Raw genomic sequence first — 19392 nt, forward strand, 5'->3', positions numbered from 1 at the left:
GAACGTTTTATCCACCTTACAGAAACAAAAACACCACTAATAGGGTTTTTGGCAGACTACTTTTATGTCAACCAAAAACTTAAATTAAATGAAAAAATTTTACTTATTATTAGTACTTGCCATAAGTTGCTTATCTTATACTAATGCGCAAGTTCAAGTATCAGGAAACGTGATTTCTGATGCAGATGGCATACCAATACCTAATGTTTCTGTTGTTTTAAAAGGACAACCAAACAAAGGTACAACAACAGACTTTGATGGTAATTTTGTTATTGAATTAAACCAAGAAAAAGGTACTTTAATATTTTCATATTTAGGATACCAAACAAAAGAAGTTGCTTATTCTGGCAATCAAAATTTACAAATTAGTTTACAAGAAACAGCAAACTCTTTAGATGAAGTGGTAATTGTAGGTTATGGATCTCAAAAAAGATCTGATGTAACAGGTGCAATTTCATCTGTAAAAAGTGAAGATTTTAACAAAGGTGTAGTTGCAAATGCAGGACAATTATTACAAGGTAAAGTTGCCGGTGTAAATGTATCTTCTTCTAGTGGAGAGCCTGGTGCAACACAAGATGTTGTTATTAGAGGTGTTGGTAGTTTACGTTCTGGTACTACTCCACTTTACATTGTAGATGGTTTTGCTTTAGATAATTCTGGTAACGGCGTTGCTTCTAATCCTTTAAACTTTATAAATCCGCAAGATATAGAAAGTATAGAGGTTTTAAAAGATGCGTCTTCTGCCGCAATTTATGGTTCTAGAGCTGCAAATGGTGTAATTGTAATTACAACCAAAAAAGGAAAGAAAGGTAAAACAAAAATAAACTTAACTCTTTCTAGTGGTTTTTCTTCATTGGCTAATAAAGTTGATGTTTTTACTGCTGATGAATTTAGAGCAAATGTAAACGCTGTAAATGGTACTTTAATTGATGGAGGAGCGGCTACAGATTGGCAAGATGAGCTAACAAGAGCTGCTGTATCTAAAAACATCAACTTTTCTATGAGTGGTGGTACAGAAAACTCTTCTTATGCTGCCTCTATTGGAGTAGATGACCAAGAAGGTATTCTAAGAAACAGTAATTTAAAACGTTACTCTGGCCGTTTAAACTTAACTCAAAAAGCTATAAATGATAAATTAAATGTAACTTTTAATTTAACAGCTACTAAATTAGATAATACAAGACCAAACTCTAGCTCTGTAGTTGGTAAAATGTTAAGCTTAAATCCTACAGATTCTCCTTATGAAAATGGCGTTTTAAAAGGAAATTTAAGTAATGATATTTTAAATCCTTTTATAGAAGAAACTATTTATGGAGACTATACAAACAATAACAGAATTTTAGCAAATATTTCTCCTTCTTATCAAATTATAGATGGTTTAACTTACAAATTAAACGTTGGTGTAGATTATTCTATTACAGAAAGAGATGTACAATACATGCCTTATGCTACAGAAACGAATACAACTTTAGGTAGTGTAAATACAGCTACAACAAAAAACAGTAATACGCTTGTAGAAAACACGTTAACGTATAACTTATATAAAGAAAAAAGTAGTTTTACTTTCTTATTAGGGCATTCATATCAACAAACAGAAGTAAGTCAGAAACAATTTTATTTAGAAGGTTTTCCTGATAATGGTGTAGAGCCAAGATACCAATTAGAAACTGCAAATCAGCAAACAATACAATCTGCGTATGCAACTATAAATGAGTTACAGTCATTTTTTGGTAGAGTAAATTATACTTTAGACGATAAATATTTGGTAACTGCAACAATGCGTGCAGATGGATCTTCTAAATTTGGAGAAAACAATAGATACGGATATTTTCCTTCTGTTGCCTTAGGATGGAACATCAGTAAAGAAAGCTTTTTAGCAAATTCAGATTACATCAATAACTTAAAATTAAGAGCAAGTTGGGGACAAACAGGTAGTCAAGAAATTCCTTCTAAAATAACTCAAGCAAGTTATACAGAAAGTAATACAGATAACAACACCTATCCGTTAGATTCTAGTGCTTCTGATCTAAGTGGTTACCCTTACGGATCTATATTTACACGTTTGGCAAACCCAAATATTCAGTGGGAAGTTTCTACACAAACCAATATTGGTTTAGATTTTAGTTTGTTTGATAATAAATTAACTGGTACTGTAGATTATTTTAATAAAGTAACAGATAATATTTTACTAGAGGTTTCTCCTACAGATCCAATTGTTCCTGTTTCTAGTTACTGGACAAACATTCCTAATATGGAAATAAAAAATACAGGTGTAGAAATTGCCTTAGATTACAATAATTATGTAAATGATAATTTTTCTTACAACATTGGTGGTAATATTTCAATTACTAAAAACCAAGTAAATAACTCGCCATATAAAATACTAACAACTGGTTCAGCTCAAGGTTCAGGACAAACAGGTGCTACTATTAACGGAGTTTTAAATGGAGAGTCTATCGGAGCTTTTTACATTCAAGAGTTTATAGGTATTGGTGCAGATGGTTTAAATCAGTTTGCAGATTCTAACAACGACGGAGAAATTTTAGATGATGATCGTATTGTTGCGGGTAACGCTTTACCTGATTATATCTACGCTTTCTATTTAAACTTTAACTATAAAAACTTTGATTTAGGACTAAACTTTAACGGAGCTGGTGGTCATAAAATATATAACCACGTTGCCATGTCTTCATTTAACAAAGGTAACTTAGCTAACTCTTTTAACACAACAGATAGAGCAATAGAATATTTAGATGAATCTGCAACCAACTCTAATTTAGTATCTACAAGGTATTTAGAAAATGGAGATTTCTTAAGATTAAACAACGCTACTTTAGGTTATAATTTTACATCAGAAGCATTAGGTCTTGGTGATAACATTAAAAATCTTCGCCTATCAATTACTGGGCAAAACCTATTTGTTATTACAGATTATAGTGGTTTCGATCCAGAAATTAATACAGGAAGCCCTGTTGGTGGTATTCAAACTTTTGGTATCGATTATTTCAGTTACCCAAAAAGTAGAACAATCCTTTTAAGTCTAAATGTAGAATTTTAATAAGACAACAAATGAAAAATAGAATAAAAAATACAGTACTTGCAATTAGCTTAATATTTTTATCTAGCTGTAGCGATTTAAAAGAAGAAGTTTTAGACGAATCTTTATCTGGTAGCGGACAAGCAGAAGCTATTAGCGGTGCTATAGCACCTGCATACGGACAAATTGCTTGGACGTGGAGACACACCAATTATTACGGATTACAATTAATACCGAGTGATGAAGCTATTTTACCTTACAGAGGTGGAACCGATTGGTACGATGGTGGTAAATTTTTAGCAGCACACACACATTCTATTACACCAACAAACGATTTAGTTAAAAGTGCATGGACAGAGCTTACCATAAATATCTCTAGAACCGTAACTGCAATTGAGGTTTTAACACCAATGGCAGAAGAAGGTAATACAGAAGCAGAAAGCGCTTTATATGAAATGAAGGCTTTAAGAGCATATTTAAACATGTTAACTTTAGATAGCTGGGGATTGGCTTTTAAAAAAGAATCTTCTAATGTAAATTCAGAAATTTTAAGAGGACAAGATGCTATCGATTATATAGAAAGCGAATTATTATCTGTTGTTGATGTAATAAATACAGACAAAGGTCCTGGTAGAATGACACAAGCTGCAGTTTGGGGATTTTTAGCAAGATTAAATCTAAATGCTGCTGTTTATAGAGATCCTTACGGAACTCCTAATTTTACAACAGAAGATATGGATAAAGTTATTGAGTATACAGACAACATTATCAACTCTGGTCAATTTTCTTTATCACCAGAATATTTCGATTTATTTAATGATGACAACAACAGTAATCCAGAACTTATCTTTGCTTTAGATCAAAGAGGTGTTTTAAAGAATGAACATAGCCGATGGGCATATTGGTCTTTACCAGGTTCTATGTTTCCAAGACCAGAGTATACAAGCGCAGATGGTACAGACGGACCAGCAATTACATCCGATTTTTACCAAACTTGGGTAAATGCGTATGGTAGCACAGATCCTGCAGATGCAGACCCAAGATTTCTTCAAAAAAACACACAAGAAGTTGCTTATGGTTTAGATGACCTTACAGGACTTTCTCCTTTAAATGATGAAGATCATTATTACTGTGTTTCTGCAGAAGATTTTGAAATTGATAGAGGTATTTTAAGAGGTGTAACTTGGGCAGCTAGAAAAGATGAAAACGGTGCTTTTTATACTTGTGATGATGGTTACAGAATTTATCCTATAAAGCAAATAAAAGGAAATGGTACTGATAAAAATGTAGACTATGTAAACCTTACTTTAAATGTAGATTTTACAAACGAAGGAAGAGCACACCACACCGGTTACAGAGTTTCTAAATATCAATTTAGCCACACCTCTAATAACGGAAACAATTATAGTAGTGTAGATTTAGTATTAATGCGTTATGCAGAAATTTACATGATGCGTGCAGAAGCACTACTAAGAAAAGGTGATAATGCAGCTGCTTTAGCAGATGTAAACATGGTAAAAACTTCTAGAACAGCTAGAGAACCTTTACCAACTGCACTTTCTAGCATAGATATAGATATTTTATATAGAGAACTTGGTTTTGAGTTTTATTGGGAAGGTTTAAGAAGAACCAACCAAATACGTTTTAGCCATTACGAAGATTCTTGGACAGAAAAAACAGATACAGACGTAAATAACAGGTTATTCCCTATTCCACAAGTAGCAATAGATGGTGCCTCTAACACCCCTGGTTATTTAGAACAAAATAAAGGTTATTAGTTTTTTATTGTTTTATGTTTAAGGGAGCTCTTCTTATAACAAAGAAGCTCCCTTTTCTTTATAAATAACAACAAATAACATTTCAATTTTTTAAAAGAATGATAAAAAAAACAAAAATTATATTGCTAATCTTAACAGCTATTTCTTACATAGGTTGTAAAAAAAGCAATATAGAAACCACACAAGAAGAGCCTTTAAATATTATACTTATGGTTGGTGATGGTATGGGACTTGCACAAATTTCTACAGCTTTTTATTTTGGTGAAGACACTCCTAATTTTGAACAATTTAAAAACATTGGTTTTATAAAAACGCCTAGTACAAGCCATACAATTACAGATTCTGCTGCTGGTGCAACAGCTTTTTCTACAGGAGAAAAAACTTACAAAAGAGCCATCGGTATGTCTAAAGATAGTTTGCCTTTACCAACCATTTTAGAAACTTTACAAAAAGAAGATTATCAAACTGGTTTGGTAAGTTTAACGCCTATTACACATGCAACACCAGCTGCTTTTTATGCGCATGTAAAAGACAGAGATTTACATGAAGACATTGCTTTAGATTTTATAAAATCTAATGTAGATTTTTTTGCTGGCGGTGGATTAAAACATTTTAAAAGAAGAACGGACAAACAAGATTTGTATTCAGAATTATTAGCAAAAAACTATAAACTAGACTCAGTTAAGCTCTCTAAATTTAACATTAATAAAAAAAATGGATATTTATTAGCAGAAGAAGGTTTACCTTCTAAAACAGAAGGTAGAAATAGTTTTTTACAAGATGCTACACAATTAGGTTTAGATTATTTTACAGAAAAAGGAAAACCTTTCTTTTTTATGATAGAAGGCTCTTATATAGATTGGGGCGGTCATGCAATGGATGCCGAATTATTAAAACAAGAAGTTTTAGATTTTGATAAAACAATTGGTGTTGTTTTAAAATATGTAAAAAAACACCCAAATACGCTTTTAATTGTTACAGCAGATCATGAAACTGGTGGTGTTAGCATTGGCAAATCTTATGTAATCGATGAAGAAACAGGAGAAAGATCTGAAGAAGCAGACAGCGTTTCTATCAATTTTAATAACGACCAACATAGCGGAACTTTAATTCCGGTTTTTGCAAAAGGAAAAGATTCAGAACGTTTTCAAGGAATTTATGAAAACAATGAAATCTACCATAAAATTCTAAATGCAATTCATCATAAATAAAAAATAATGAAATATAATTTTAAACTAATTTTGGCCTTAATTTGTTTTTTAACAGGTCTAAACAACAATATTTTGGCTCAAAAAGAAGCCATTATTCATTCTCATAATGATTATAACCAATCTGTACCTTTTTGGAATGCTTTTGCAAACGGAGCAACTTCTTTTGAAGCAGATATTTTTCTAAAAGATAATCATTTATATGTCGCTCATAATTACGAGGATATTTCTGCGTCTAAAACCCTAGAAACCTTATACTTAAAACCAATAGAAACGGTTTTTAACATGGAGTATAAAAAGGACAAACAATTAATCCTTTTAGTCGATATTAAATCCGATGCTATTAAAACCCTAAATAAACTTGTTGAAATTTTAGAAAAACACCCTAAAGTAATCAACAATAAAAACATCAAAATTATTATTTCTGGCAACAGACCTAAAGCTTCAAATTATGTAAAGTATCCAGATTTTATCTTTTTTGATTATCAAGAATTAGAAACTGAGGTTTCATCAGAAGTTTGGAAAAAAATTGCGATGGTTAGTTTAAATTTTAAACAATTTTCTGAGTGGAATGGAAAAGGAAGATTGACACATGATGATGAAAAAAGAGTTGCTGATGTTTTAGCAAAAGCCGATAAAACCAACAAACCTTTTCGTTTTTGGGCAAGCCCAGATTCTAAAAGAGCCTGGAGGGTTTTATCAGAAATGGGTGTCGATATTATTAATACAGATCATCCTTTTAAGTGTGTTAGTTATTTTAAATCTTTACCTAACAGATTGGTAACTTCTACTACTTTTTCTAAGGTTTACAAACCAACATTTAACAAAGATCAGCAAGGTTTTCCTGTTAAAAACATTATCCTTTTAATTGGTGATGGAAATGGTTTGGCTCAAATATCCTCTACTGCATTGGCTAATAATGGTGCTTTATCTTTAACTCAATTAAAAAGTATTGGCTTTATAAAAACACAAGCTGCAGACGATTTTACAACAGATTCTGCTGCTGCAGGTACAGCTTTAGCAACTGGTGAAAAAACAAATAATAGAGCTATTGGTACCGATGTTGATAGAAAACCTTTAAAAAACATTACAGAAATTTTAAATAAACAAGGTTTTTCTACTGCTTGTATTACTACCGATGGAATTTTAGGTGCAACGCCTGCTTCTTTTTATGCACATGCTATAGATAGATCTGATGACGCTGTTATCTCTAAAGACTTAATCAACAGTAAATTGAATCTTTTTATTGGTGGTGGTTCTGTTGCTTTTAAAAACACAAACATTACAGATCATTTTAAAATTCTTAAAAACATTACAGATTTAAAAGAATCTACAGAAAATAAAGTAGGAATTTTTATGTCTGAACATGGCATGAAATCTATTACAGATGGTAGAGGAAGTGTTTTAGCAGAAGCAACAAAAACAGGGTTAGATTTCTTAAAAAAGAAAGAAAAACCGTTCTTTTTAATGATTGAAGCTGCAAAAATAGATCATGCAGGTCATTCTAATGATACTGCAGGTATTTTAGCAGAATCTATAGATTTTGATAAAGCCATTACAGAAGCTTTAATTTTTGCAGACAACAACCCAGAAACGCTGGTTATTATTACTGCAGATCATGAAACTTCTGGCTTTAGCATTCCGCAAGGAAATGTAAAAACTCATCAAATAGAAGGTTATTTTGCTTCCTATGATCATACAGCTATTATGGTTCCTATTTTTGCTTACGGAGCTAAATCTAACGAATTTCAAGGAGTTTATGAAAATAATGAAGTCTTTCATAAAATAATGAAAGTATTAAATAAGTAAGCTTTTAATCAAAACTAAATAAAAAACCCCAAACATATGTTTGGGGTTTTTTATTTAAAAATAGATGTTTTTAAGCCACAAACTGACAATGTTTATTAAGTAATAATAAAGTGCAAAACAAATTAGCTTTATAATTATAAATATCATTTATTTTTAAAAGTTACATAAATACTTATTAATTCTCATTTGAATTAAACAAAAACTGAATAGAGTTAAACTTAACCTTATTCTATTAGCATCTTTGTATAAAACAAATAAAAAATGGCAATCTTAGGAAATATAATAAAAGGAATTATCAATTTAACAGATACTTTTGCATCAGAAATTAATCATAAAGAAGCACAACAAAAAGTTTTATCAGAATTATTAGAAACTGCTAAAGAAACTCAATTTGGGCAATATTATCATTTTGAAGAAATTTTAAATAGTGATAATTTACAAACTGAATTTTCAAAAAAAGTACCTTATTTTGATTACAATTCTTTAAACGAAAAATGGTGGAAAAAAATTCACGAAGGAGAAGAAAATGTAACTTGGATTGGTAACCCTTCTTATTTTGCATTAAGTTCTGGTACAACAGGTAAATCTAGCAAAAGAATTCCTGTTACAGATAGTATGATTGATGCAATTAGAAGCTCTGGTATAAAACAAGTTACTTCTTTAAATAATTTTGATTTACCAGCAGATTTTTTTGAAAAAGACATTATGATGCTTGGTAGTTCTACAGATTTAGATGAAAAAGAAGATCATTTAGAAGGAGAAATTAGCGGAATAAGTGCTAGTAATATTCCTTTTTGGTTTAAAGGTTATTACAAACCTGGCGAAGAAATTGCTAAAATAGATGATTGGGATAAACGTGTACAACACATTGCAGAAAATGCCAAAAGTTGGGATATTGGTGCTTTAAGTGGTATTCCGTCTTGGATAGAATTAATGCTACAAAAAGTAATTGAACATCATAAATTAAATAACATTCACGAAATCTGGCCAAACTTACAAGTTTACACCTCTGGTGGAGTTGCATTTGGGCCTTATGAAAAAAGTTTTAAAGCACTTTTAGGCAAACCTGTTACAATTATAGATACTTATTTAGCATCCGAAGGTTATATTGCCACACAAGTAAGACCAGAAACAGATGCAATGCAATTAAATACAGAAAATGGTATTTATTTTGAATTTGTACCTATGAATCCTGATTATATTAATGAAGATGGTTCTATAAAACAAAATGCGCCTGCTTTAACTTTAGATGAAGTTAAAACTAACACAGATTATATTTTAATAATAAGTACCGTAAGTGGTGCTTGGAGATATTTAATTGGTGATACAATTGAGTTTACTGATGTAGAAAGAGCAGAAATTAAAATTACCGGACGAACAAAGTTTTTCTTAAACACAGTTGGTTCTCAATTATCTGTTAATAAAATGGATGACGCTATTCAACATTTAGAAGAAAAATTTGCTACTCAAATAACAGAATACACCATTTGTGCAAAAAGATTTGATGATGGTGAGTTTTATCATTCTTGGTATTTAGGTTCCGATTTAAAAGCAGACAATTCTAAAATTGTTGAAGCTTTAGACAACTTTTTAAAAGATGCTAATAAAAATTACAAAGTAGCAAGAAGTAAAGCTTTAAAAGGTGTAAAAGTTACCCTAATTCCTGTAGAAATTTTTCATGATTGGAATGATAATAACAAGAAAAAAGGTGGACAAGTAAAAATGGAACGTGTTATGAAAGAAGCTAAATTTGCAGAATGGGAAAGTTTTGTAAATAACATCATTTCTAAAAAATAAAAAAATGCAAACAACAATATCAATAAATCCTACAACGGAAAAAGAAATAGCTAGTTACAATAGAATTTCTATAAAAGAGACAGAAAATAAAATTGTAATTGCAAACAAAACATATCAATCCTGGAAAAAAACTAGTTTTAAAGAAAGAGCAATTTTAATGCATAAATTAGCTGATATTTTAGAAACTAACAAAGAAAAATACGCACAAATAGCTACAGAAGAAATGGGTAAAATAATTACTCAATCTGTAAAAGAAATAGAAAAATGTGCTTTGGTTTGTAGGTATTATGCAGATAATGCAGAAAAATTATTGGCCAATGAAACTATAAAAACAGAAGCATCTAAAAGCTATGTAACTTATCAACCTTTAGGTGCTGTTTTAGCAATTATGCCTTGGAACTTTCCTTTTTACCAAGTAATTCGTTTTGCTGCACCAGCACTTATGGCTGGTAATACCACCGTTTTAAAACATGCATCAAATGTACAAGGTTGTGCTTTTGCTATTGAAGAAGCTTTTAATAAAGCTGGTTTTACTAAAGGATGTTTTACCAACTTAAACGTAACATCAGATAATATAGAACCAATTATAGAAAACAAAAATATTGTTGCCGTTACTTTAACTGGTAGCGAACCTGCTGGTAGATCTGTTGCAAAAATTGCAGGAAAAAACCTTAAAAAAACTGTTTTAGAATTAGGTGGTAGCGATGCTTACATTATTTTAGAAGATGTAGATTTAGAAAAAGCTACAGATTTAGCCACTTTTGGTAGATTACAAAACAACGGACAAACTTGTATTGCTGCCAAACGTTTTATAGTTTTAGAAGAAGTTTATGATTCTTTTCTAGAGCTTTTTATAAAAAAAATGAAAAAAGCTAAAATGGGAATTCCTACAGATAAAGACACTTATTATGGCCCTATGGCTAGAATTGATTTAAGAGATGAAATTCATCAACAAGTAGAAAAAACAATTAAACAAGGAGGAAAACTACTTTTAGGAGGAAAAATTCCGGAAAGAAAAGGCGCTTATTATCCTGCAACAATTTTAGCAGATTTAAAACCAGGAATGACAGCTTTTGATGAAGAATTATTTGGACCTGTTGCATCTGTTATAAAAGCAAAAGATGAAAATGAAGCGATAGAACTTGCAAATAACTCTACATTTGGTTTAGGTTCTGGTGTAATTACTAGTGATAAAAATAGAGGCGAAAAAATTGCATTGCAATTAGAAGCTGGTAATAGTTTTGTAAATAAATTAGTAGCATCTGACCCAAGAATGCCTTTTGGCGGAATAAAAAATAGTGGGTACGGAAGAGAACTTTCAGGGTATGGAATTAAAGAATTTGTAAATACAAAATCTATTTGGGTAGATTAAAAAAGAATTACCTAATAATAAATACATTACACAAAATCCAATTGATAAAATTGGATTTTTGTTTGTTAAAATACATTTTATTGATAAAAAACTTTAATTATTTTGTAAATTACATCACTATTTTTTTGCTAAAAAAAATCATTTAAAAAACTAATAAACGGCACTTTATGTCTTTTTCAAGAACACTAGAAAAACTTAAAATACTTGCAGATGCTGCTAAATACGATGTTTCATGTTCTTCTAGCGGAAGTAAAAGAACAAATACAAACAAAGGTTTAGGAGATGCTACAGGCATGGGTATTTGTCATTCTTATACAGAAGATGGACGTTGTGTTTCTTTGTTAAAAATATTATTAACCAATCATTGTATTTTTGATTGCGCATATTGCGTAACCAGAAAAAGTAACGATGTTAAACGAGCTGCTTTTAAAGTACAAGAAGTAGTAGATTTAACCATCAATTTTTATAGGAGAAATTATATTGAAGGTCTTTTTTTAAGCTCGGGGATTTTTAAAAGTGCAGATTACACAATGGAACGTTTAGTTGCCGTTGCAAAAAAATTACGTTTAGAAGAAAACTTCAACGGCTATATTCATTTAAAATCGATACCTGGCGCATCTGACGAGTTAATGAGAGAAGCTGGTTTATATGCAGACCGATTAAGTGTAAATATAGAAATACCTACCAAATCAGGATTACAACTATTAGCTCCGGATAAAAATTTTGAAGACTTTATAAAACCAATGAATAAAGTTAAAAATGAAATTATTCAATACAAATCTGAAAAGAAAATTATAAAAAGTACGCCAAAATTTGCGCCTGCAGGTCAAAGCACTCAAATGATTGTTGGTGCTAGTGGAGAAAATGATTTTCAGATTTTAAAAACAGCAGAACATTATTATAAAAATTATAATTTAAAAAGAGTTTATTATTCTGGATATGTACCAATAAGCCTAGATAGTAGATTACCAAAAATAGGTACAGAAGTACCAATGCTAAGAGAAAACAGACTCTATCAATCTGATTGGTTAACGCGTTTTTATGGTTTTCAAACCAATGAAATTGTAAATTTAAAGCATCAAAATTTAGATTTAAATATAGATCCTAAGTTAAGTTGGGCTTTAAGAAACTTACACGAATTTCCGGTAGATGTAAATACTGCCGATAAAAGAATGTTGGCCAGAATACCCGGCGTAGGCATGAAATCTGTAGCCAAAATTTTAATGGCTAGAAAATACAGAAAATTAAATTGGGAACATTTAAAAAAAATAGGAATTGCTTTTAATAGAGCGCAGTATTTTTTAGTTTGTAACAGCAATCATTTTGAAAGAAGAGATTTAACAGCCGATCAATTAAAGGCAATTATCTTAAAAAACTCTAAGAGTAAATATGATAAAATGTTAAGTTCTCAACTAAACTTATTTTCTTAAAATGACAGAAAAAACACTTATTTATGATGGCTCTTTCGAAGGTTTTCTAAGTTGTATTTTTTACATTTTTGAACACAAATTAAAAAACGAAACTATTCAAAACAAATACAATACACAAAAATCATTATTTACCGATAACGAAGAAATATACACAGATAAAGAAAAATCAGATAGAGTTTGGCAAGGACTAAAAGCAAAAACTTCATCAATTACTACTACAAAAATTTATTATGCTTTTTTAAGCGAACAATTGGGTATCGAAGATATTTTATCAACTTATATTAAGTACATATTTAATAGCTCTACTAAAGTAGATACAGATTTTACACATCCATGTGTTTTAAAAACATCTCAAATTGCTAAAAATGTAAGTAGAGAAAAACACAGAATGGAAGCTTTTGTAAGGTTTAAATTAACCAAAGACGAAATTTATTTTGCCAATATTTCTCCAGATTTTAATGTATTACCACTTATATCTAAACATTTTAAAAGCAGATATGCAGATCAAAAATGGGTTATTTTCGACATCCAAAGAAATTATGGTTTGTATTATGACTTACATAAAGTAGAAATTATACAAATGAATTTTCCGAAGAATTTTGATTTTTCTAAAACCGATGCTAACTTTTTTGCTGAAGAAGAATTCGAATTTCAAAAATTATGGAAAAACTATTTTACAAGTACCAATATTACAGAAAGAAAAAACATGAAATTACATGTTAAACACATTCCTAAACGTTATTGGAAATATTTAAGCGAAAAACAACCTTAATTATATCAAGCTGTATTTGCCTGATTTCTCTCTTCAACCAACACCATAATTTCTTCTGGTGATAAATAATATCTTTTAATTCTTTTTTTATACACTTCAGAAATTTGTGCATTGTTTAAAATAAAATTTTTAGTTTCTAAAATATAACGTTCCATATTATGTTTTACTGCAAAATAATCTGCAGCTCTTTCTGCAGCAACAATATGGTTATCAGATAACAAATATTTAATACCAAATAAAATTAAATTCAATTTACTTCTATCTTGATAATCCATAATATGTCCTAATTCATGGCCAATCCATCCTATAAAAACATTTCTAGGAACATCTTTTGTAAAAAACTCTTTATCAGAAATTTTAATCTTTTCACTTATTAAAATTAAATATCTTCTATTTTTTTTAGATTTAAAAAAACTATCAAACGTAGGCCTAGCTTGCATTGTAGATTTTTTTATTTCTTTTTTAAACTTAATTTCTATATGAATATTTTTTAACTCTGGATAATAGTTTAATGCTACTTTTACTTCTTCTTCTATCGATTTTGGGATTATATGATATTTATGCATAAAAATTTAAGATTTTTTTAAAACTTTATTACATAAATATAAAGCTATCTAGAAGTTCATTTGTGCTTTTATGCTTAAATTTGTTGCTCTTTTAAAACCACTTAAATTTAAGGATGAAAAATATTTTCAATCTACTGTACTCAACACGTTTAATGGCTATTTTATTTTTCCTTTTTGCAACTGCAATGGGTATAGCTACATTTATAGAAAATGATTTTGGAACACAAACCTCTAAAGCTTTAGTTTACAACACTTGGTGGTTTGAGGCTATTATGATTTTCTTTGTTATCAATTTTTTTGGAAACATATTTAGATACAAACTATACAAAAAAGAAAAATGGGCTGTACTAATGTTTCATGGTGCATTTTTATTTATTATAATAGGCGCAGGTGTTACAAGATATGTTGGTTATGAAGGTATTATGCTAATTAAAGAAGGAGAAACTACCAATAAATTTTTATCGGAAACTACTTACTTAAACGCTATTGTAGATGATGGAAATTTACAAAAACCAGAAATTAACGAGCCGATTTTACTTTCTGCTTGGGGTAAAAACTCTTGGTCTTATAAAGATAACTTTAACTCTAATGGCGTACAACAAGAATTTAGTATAGATTTAGTTGATTATATACCTTGGGCTGAAAAAAAATTAGTTGAAGATGAAAACGGTGTAGACCATTTATTTTTTGTAGAATCTTCAGAAGGAACTCGTCATGAACATTGGATAAAAAAAGGAACTCTACAAAATATTCATGGAGTTTTAGTTGGTTTTGACGCTGCAGACAACAATGCTTCTATCAATTTTACAAAAATTGATGGTAATTTAAAAATGGTTACTAAAGATGATGGAGATTGGTTTAGAATGGCTGATCAAAAAAGAGGAACAATTACCAAAGATTCTATTCAAAATTTTCAATACTTAACGTTGCATAATGTTGCTGGTTTACAATTTGTTGTACCAAAGCCTGCCGAAAAAGGAATTATGAAAACGGTAAGCGGACCAAAAGATGATAAAAAATTAGATGTAATTGTTTTAGACGTAACTAGTAATAATGAAACTAAAAGAATCGAATTAACTGGTGGAAAATACAATTCTGATGGTTCTAAAGAAGTTTCTGTGGGTGGTTTAAATTTTAGAATGCTATATGGCGCAAAAATACTTGAAACTCCTTTTTCTGTAAAACTAAATGATTTTCAGTTAGAAAAATATCCAGGTTCAGAAAGTGCGGCTTCTTATGCTAGTGAAGTTACTGTTATTGATACTGATGAAACTTTTGATTATCGTATTTATATGAATCATATTTTAGACCATAAAGGTTATAAATTCTTTCAATCTAGTTATGATTTATCTGGCCCAGTAGAAGAAACACATCTTTCTGTAAATCATGATTTTTTAGGAATGTTTATTACCTATTTAGGATATTCTCTTTTATACACGGGTTTAATTTGCATTCTTTTTGCTAAAAACACTCGTTTTGATGATTTAAAGAAATCACTAAAAAAAATCAGAAAGAAAAAAATGGCTCTTTCTATTGTAGTGGCATTATTTATTTCTTCTGTTAGTTTTTCTCAAGAACACGAGGCGCATCAACCAAATCAAATTACAAATCAACAAATAGATTCTATTTTAAAAGCTAATTTAGTTGATTTAGAACATGCAGAAAGTTTTAATAAATTGGTAATACAAGATGCCGGCGGAAGAATGAAACCTGCTCATACTTTTGCTTCTGAATTGATTAGAAAAGTTAGTTTTACTGACACTTTTAACGGAATGGAAGCAAGCCAAGTTTTACTTTCTATTATAGAAAACCCAAGACTTTGGTTTGAAGTTCCTGTAATTTATTTAGAAAAAGGAAACACTCAAATTAGAGAAACTTTAAGTTTACCTATGGATGCTAAATATGCTCGTTTATCTGATTTTATAACACCAACCGGAGCTTATAAAATAAAAGACAAAGTAGCAGAAGCACAAAAGAAAAATGTACAAAATAAGTTTGAAAAAGATTTAATTAAAATTGATAGACGTGTAGGTCTTTTATACAGTGCAATTGGTGGTGCTATTTTACGTATCTATCCAATTCCTGGTGATGAAAATAATACATGGGTTTCTCAACCAGAAGTTTCTACTGCTGGTTTTAAAGCAACCGATTCTGTTTTTGTTCGTCAATCTTTACCTGTTTATATTCAACTTTTGCAAGAAGGAAAACAAACAAATGATTACTCTAAAGCAAATCAAATTTTAGACGGAATTAAAAAGTTTCAACAAAAATTTGGATCAGAAGTTTATCCTGATGAAAAGAAAATAGATTTAGAAATTTCTTATAATAAAATTCAACCTTTTCAAAAAATTGCAAAGTACTATGGTTATACAAGTGTACTTTTAATAATTTTTGTTTTATGGCAAATTTTCAACTCTAAAAAATGGATTAATAATACGGTAAAAGTATTAACAATAATTATTGTTGGTTTATTTATTGCCCATAATTTAAGTTTAATTTCTCGCTGGTATATTAGCGGAAATGCACCTTGGACCAATGCATACGAATCTATCATTTTTGTTGCTTGGGCAACTATGTTATTCGGGTTATTTATAGGAAGAAAATCTGCTTTAACTATTGCTGCAGCTACATTTTTAGCAGCAATTACATTAGGTTTTGCTCATCAAAATTGGTTAGATCCAGAAATTGCAAACATACAACCAGTTTTAAATTCTTGGTGGCTTTTAGTACATACTTCTATTATTGTTGCTAGTTACGGGCCACTTTCTTTAGGAATGATTCTTGGTGTTTTTGCCTTATTTTTAATGGCATTTACAACCGAAAAGAATAAAAAGAAAATGGACTTAAACATTAAAGAGATTACCATTATTAATGAAATGACAGTTACTGTTGGTTTGGTAATGTTAACTATTGGAAACTTTTTAGGAGGAATGTGGGCTAACGAAAGTTGGGGACGTTATTGGGGTTGGGATCCAAAAGAAACTTGGGCTTTAATTTCTATTATGATTTATGCCTTTATTTTACACATGCGTTTAATTCCTGGTTTAAGAGGAAAATACACTTTTAATTTATGGTCGATTTTAGCTTATTTTTCTATAATGATGACTTACTTTGGTGTTAACTTTTACTTAGCAGGATTACATTCTTATGCAAGTGGAGATCAAGTAATAACGCCAAACTCTGTATTTTATTCTATAGGTTTTGTTATTATTTTAGGTACTTTCTCTTGGTTTAAACATAAAAAATACTACAAGAAGTAAACACAAAAAATTGATATAAAGAAATTTCATTAGAAGAGACAATCCATTTTTACAATAAAAATGTATTTTTGCATTCAACTAAAAAAAATCAACATCTCTAAAATTAGAGAAGACAAACAACACAAAAATGTTTCATAAAAATATAAAATTAGTATTAGCCGCTTTAATAACTGCATGGTCTGTTTATCAATTTGTACTTGGTAATATAATGAATGGAATTTCGCTTCTACTTTTAGCAGGAATTTTCGTTTTATTTTACTTTAAAAATGAGTTTATTTTAATGGCTTTTTTACAATTACGTAAGCAAAACTTTGAAGGAACTAAAAAGTGGTTAGGTTATATTAAAAACCCAGAAGCTGCTTTAATTGTAAAACAACAAGGTTATTTTAACTATTTACACGGAATAATATTAAGCCAAACAAATATTACACAAGCAGAAAAATATTTGCGCAAAGCTGTAAAATTAGGTTTAGCAATGGATCATGATTTAGCAATGGCAAAATTACAATTAGCAGGTATTGCAATGACAAAAAGACGTAAACGTGAAGCTACAAACTTAATGGCAGAAGCTAAGAAGTTAGACAAACACGGTATGTTAAAAGAACAAATGACAATGATGAAACAACAAATGAAGAAAATTTAATTTTATTCTATATTTTACTCATTATTTAATTCAATTAAAAATCCGCTATTTATTTCTAAATAGCGGATTTTTTTTGTGATATATAATTAGATTATTCTTGCTATTACTTGTAGTTATTTTAATCGAACCAAACTTAAATCTTCTTTGTATTGTACTATAAATAATCCGTTGTTATCTACAGATCCAAATAACTTAGTATCATAATCAAACTTAGTTTCTACTCTATAAGAAGCGCCGTCTTTAAAAGTAGCTTCTAACCTGTTACCAGAAGCTAAACGCATTAAAACATCATATGTAATATCAAAACCTTTTGTTGCGTAAAAAGATGGTAAAACATTATTTTTAATATAATATTGTTTGTTAAATAACTGTGTGGTTTTAGAAGATTCATCTACATACTCATCACTTGCGTATGTTAAGTGAACCTTTGCTAATTTTTTATTATCAATTTTATCAAAGGCTTTACCTTTATTAATAGCAAAAACTCTAACATCTGTAGAATCTGGCAAACTAATTAAACTATTAATTGCATCTGCAACTAAAACCTCATCATCAGAAGTTAATACTACCCAATTATTTGTATTTGGTTTTAAAACTTCTAAAAAACGATCTTTTGCAATATATCCATCTCTTGTTTTTAAAACCGAAATATAATTTATAGAATCGTGTTTTTCTAATGATGTTTTTATAACATTGCTAGACATATTTGATGCTGAGCTACCATCACCCACTAAAATTAAATTTCCACTTGTAAAACTTTCGCTTATATAATCTATTAAACCTTTTCTAAAAATGCTTTTATCTGCAGCCGTTTTAATTAATCTAGAAGATTTAAAATTAGATTGATTTTTTGAGTATACAGGAAAAATTACTGGCGTTTTTACATTAGCTGCAACCTTTTCTGCTTCTTCTGAATACAAAGGACCAATAATTACATCGTAATCATTTAGAATATTTTCAGATAAAATTGAGTTTATTTTAGTGTTTTTTCTTTCTGTATCAAAAACATTTAACTCTACATTTAAGCCTTGTTTTTCTAAAGAATCAATCGCAATTTCTGCTCCTAAATATAAATCTGTAACAATATTTGCCAATTTACTCTTTAAAAAAATATCTTTAGATTCTATAGAATCATAATCATTTGCAAGAAAGGGCAATAATAATGCAACCTTTAAAGAATTACTATCTTCTATTACATCTTCATAAATGTTTTTATCAAGACTCTCACCAGCTTCTATATCTTTAATTTTTATAATTTGCCCTGTTTTTAATCCTTCTGATAATTCAGGATTTAAAGCTATCATTTCATCTTTAGAGACATTATAAAAACGAGTTAAACTATAAAAAGTATCTCCTTTTTTTACTTGATAACCAACAAAAAGTTTGTCATTTTCTTCAATTATACCATCTTTAAAATTTAAAGATTCGGTATTATTTGTATCATCTTTTACAACAATACTATTATCTTCTGTGTTAATACTATTACCTTGTTCTGTAACTACCATTTTTTTATTAGGTATAACAATAACAGTATTTACAGGTGGTTTTCTACCAACATCTGGATTTAAAAGCATTAACTCGGTAGTCTTCATATCCAATTTCTTGGCTATACTTCGTAAAGACTCTCCTTCTTTAACTTTATACTGAATGTATTTTTTTTGTTGACCACATGATATAGTAAACGTTAAGATACATAGAAAAACAAAAAACTTTAAATGTT

12 protein-coding genes are annotated in these 19392 nt (G+C 29.6%); 10 read left to right on the forward strand and 2 right to left on the reverse strand.

Annotated elements, in window-relative coordinates; genetic code table 11:
* The first annotated feature begins 88 nt into the window (after positions 1-88).
* From KI686_RS08985 to KI686_RS09020, 8 genes are all read left to right on the forward strand, one after another.
* On the forward strand, positions 89-3058 hold the full coding sequence (locus tag KI686_RS08985) for a SusC/RagA family TonB-linked outer membrane protein (protein WP_237588937.1): 2970 nt from the start codon (positions 89-91) through the stop codon (positions 3056-3058).
* An 11-nt stretch (positions 3059-3069) separates the two neighbouring features.
* The gene (locus tag KI686_RS08990; RefSeq protein WP_237588938.1) at positions 3070-4815 is read left to right on the forward strand and encodes a RagB/SusD family nutrient uptake outer membrane protein; all 1746 of its coding nucleotides are present in this window, start codon (positions 3070-3072) and stop codon (positions 4813-4815) included.
* A 98-nt stretch (positions 4816-4913) separates the two neighbouring features.
* Positions 4914-6026: an alkaline phosphatase gene (locus KI686_RS08995; RefSeq protein WP_237588939.1), complete on the forward strand. Its 1113-nt coding sequence runs from the start codon at positions 4914-4916 to the stop codon at positions 6024-6026.
* A 6-nt stretch (positions 6027-6032) separates the two neighbouring features.
* Positions 6033-7832 carry an alkaline phosphatase gene (locus tag KI686_RS09000; RefSeq protein ID WP_237588940.1) on the forward strand — a complete coding sequence of 600 codons (1800 nt, stop codon included), beginning with the start codon at positions 6033-6035 and terminating at the stop codon, positions 7830-7832.
* 261 nt (positions 7833-8093) lie between these two features.
* On the forward strand, positions 8094-9629 hold the full coding sequence (locus KI686_RS09005; RefSeq protein WP_237588941.1) for a GH3 family acyl-acid amido synthetase: 1536 nt from the start codon (positions 8094-8096) through the stop codon (positions 9627-9629).
* Between the two features lie 4 nt (positions 9630-9633).
* Positions 9634-11001: an NAD-dependent succinate-semialdehyde dehydrogenase gene (locus KI686_RS09010; protein WP_237588942.1), complete on the forward strand. Its 1368-nt coding sequence runs from the start codon at positions 9634-9636 to the stop codon at positions 10999-11001.
* A gap of 167 nt (positions 11002-11168) precedes the next feature.
* The gene (locus KI686_RS09015; protein WP_237588943.1) at positions 11169-12431 is read left to right on the forward strand and encodes a putative DNA modification/repair radical SAM protein; all 1263 of its coding nucleotides are present in this window, start codon (positions 11169-11171) and stop codon (positions 12429-12431) included.
* A 1-nt stretch (position 12432) separates the two neighbouring features.
* Complete coding sequence (locus KI686_RS09020) at positions 12433-13203, forward strand: TIGR03915 family putative DNA repair protein (RefSeq protein ID WP_237588944.1); 771 nt, start codon at positions 12433-12435, stop codon at positions 13201-13203.
* A gap of 5 nt (positions 13204-13208) precedes the next feature.
* Here the strand turns inward: KI686_RS09020 and KI686_RS09025 are convergent, their stop codons facing one another.
* Positions 13209-13769 (reverse strand): hypothetical protein, encoded by a 561-nt coding sequence (locus tag KI686_RS09025; RefSeq protein WP_237588945.1) that lies wholly within the window; start codon positions 13767-13769, stop codon positions 13209-13211.
* Positions 13770-13882: 113 nt separating this feature from the next.
* Here KI686_RS09025 and KI686_RS09030 point away from each other — a divergent pair, with 113 nt between their 5' ends.
* A complete protein-coding gene (locus KI686_RS09030) occupies positions 13883-17029 on the forward strand; it encodes a cytochrome c biogenesis protein CcsA (protein WP_237588946.1) in 3147 nt (1048 codons plus the stop codon).
* Positions 17030-17156: 127 nt separating this feature from the next.
* On the forward strand, positions 17157-17672 hold the full coding sequence (locus KI686_RS09035) for a DUF2892 domain-containing protein (protein WP_237588947.1): 516 nt from the start codon (positions 17157-17159) through the stop codon (positions 17670-17672).
* A 113-nt stretch (positions 17673-17785) separates the two neighbouring features.
* On the opposite strand, the gene KI686_RS09040 is transcribed toward KI686_RS09035, so the two are convergent.
* A complete protein-coding gene (locus KI686_RS09040; protein WP_237588948.1) occupies positions 17786-19264 on the reverse strand; it encodes a LysM peptidoglycan-binding domain-containing protein in 1479 nt (492 codons plus the stop codon).
* Positions 19265-19392 lie beyond the last annotated feature (128 nt).

It is taken from the genome of Polaribacter sargassicola, from assembly GCF_021991835.1.
GTDB classification, from domain to species: domain Bacteria; phylum Bacteroidota; class Bacteroidia; order Flavobacteriales; family Flavobacteriaceae; genus Polaribacter; species Polaribacter sargassicola.

Coding starts and splice junctions, on each gene's coding strand:
- KI686_RS09005 (WP_237588941.1), top strand. CDS start 8,094: ATGGCAATCTTAGGAAATATAATAAAAGGAATTATCAATTTAACAGAT.
- KI686_RS08995 (WP_237588939.1), top strand. CDS start 4,914: ATGATAAAAAAAACAAAAATTATATTGCTAATCTTAACAGCTATTTCT.
- KI686_RS09000 (WP_237588940.1), top strand. CDS start 6,033: ATGAAATATAATTTTAAACTAATTTTGGCCTTAATTTGTTTTTTAACA.
- KI686_RS09030 (WP_237588946.1), top strand. CDS start 13,883: ATGAAAAATATTTTCAATCTACTGTACTCAACACGTTTAATGGCTATT.
- KI686_RS09035 (WP_237588947.1), top strand. CDS start 17,157: ATGTTTCATAAAAATATAAAATTAGTATTAGCCGCTTTAATAACTGCA.
- KI686_RS09010 (WP_237588942.1), top strand. CDS start 9,634: ATGCAAACAACAATATCAATAAATCCTACAACGGAAAAAGAAATAGCT.
- KI686_RS09040 (WP_237588948.1), bottom strand. CDS start 19,264: ATGAAGACTACCGAGTTAATGCTTTTAAATCCAGATGTTGGTAGAAAA.
- KI686_RS08985 (WP_237588937.1), top strand. CDS start 89: ATGAAAAAATTTTACTTATTATTAGTACTTGCCATAAGTTGCTTATCT.
- KI686_RS09020 (WP_237588944.1), top strand. CDS start 12,433: ATGACAGAAAAAACACTTATTTATGATGGCTCTTTCGAAGGTTTTCTA.
- KI686_RS09025 (WP_237588945.1), bottom strand. CDS start 13,769: ATGCATAAATATCATATAATCCCAAAATCGATAGAAGAAGAAGTAAAA.
- KI686_RS08990 (WP_237588938.1), top strand. CDS start 3,070: ATGAAAAATAGAATAAAAAATACAGTACTTGCAATTAGCTTAATATTT.
- KI686_RS09015 (WP_237588943.1), top strand. CDS start 11,169: ATGTCTTTTTCAAGAACACTAGAAAAACTTAAAATACTTGCAGATGCT.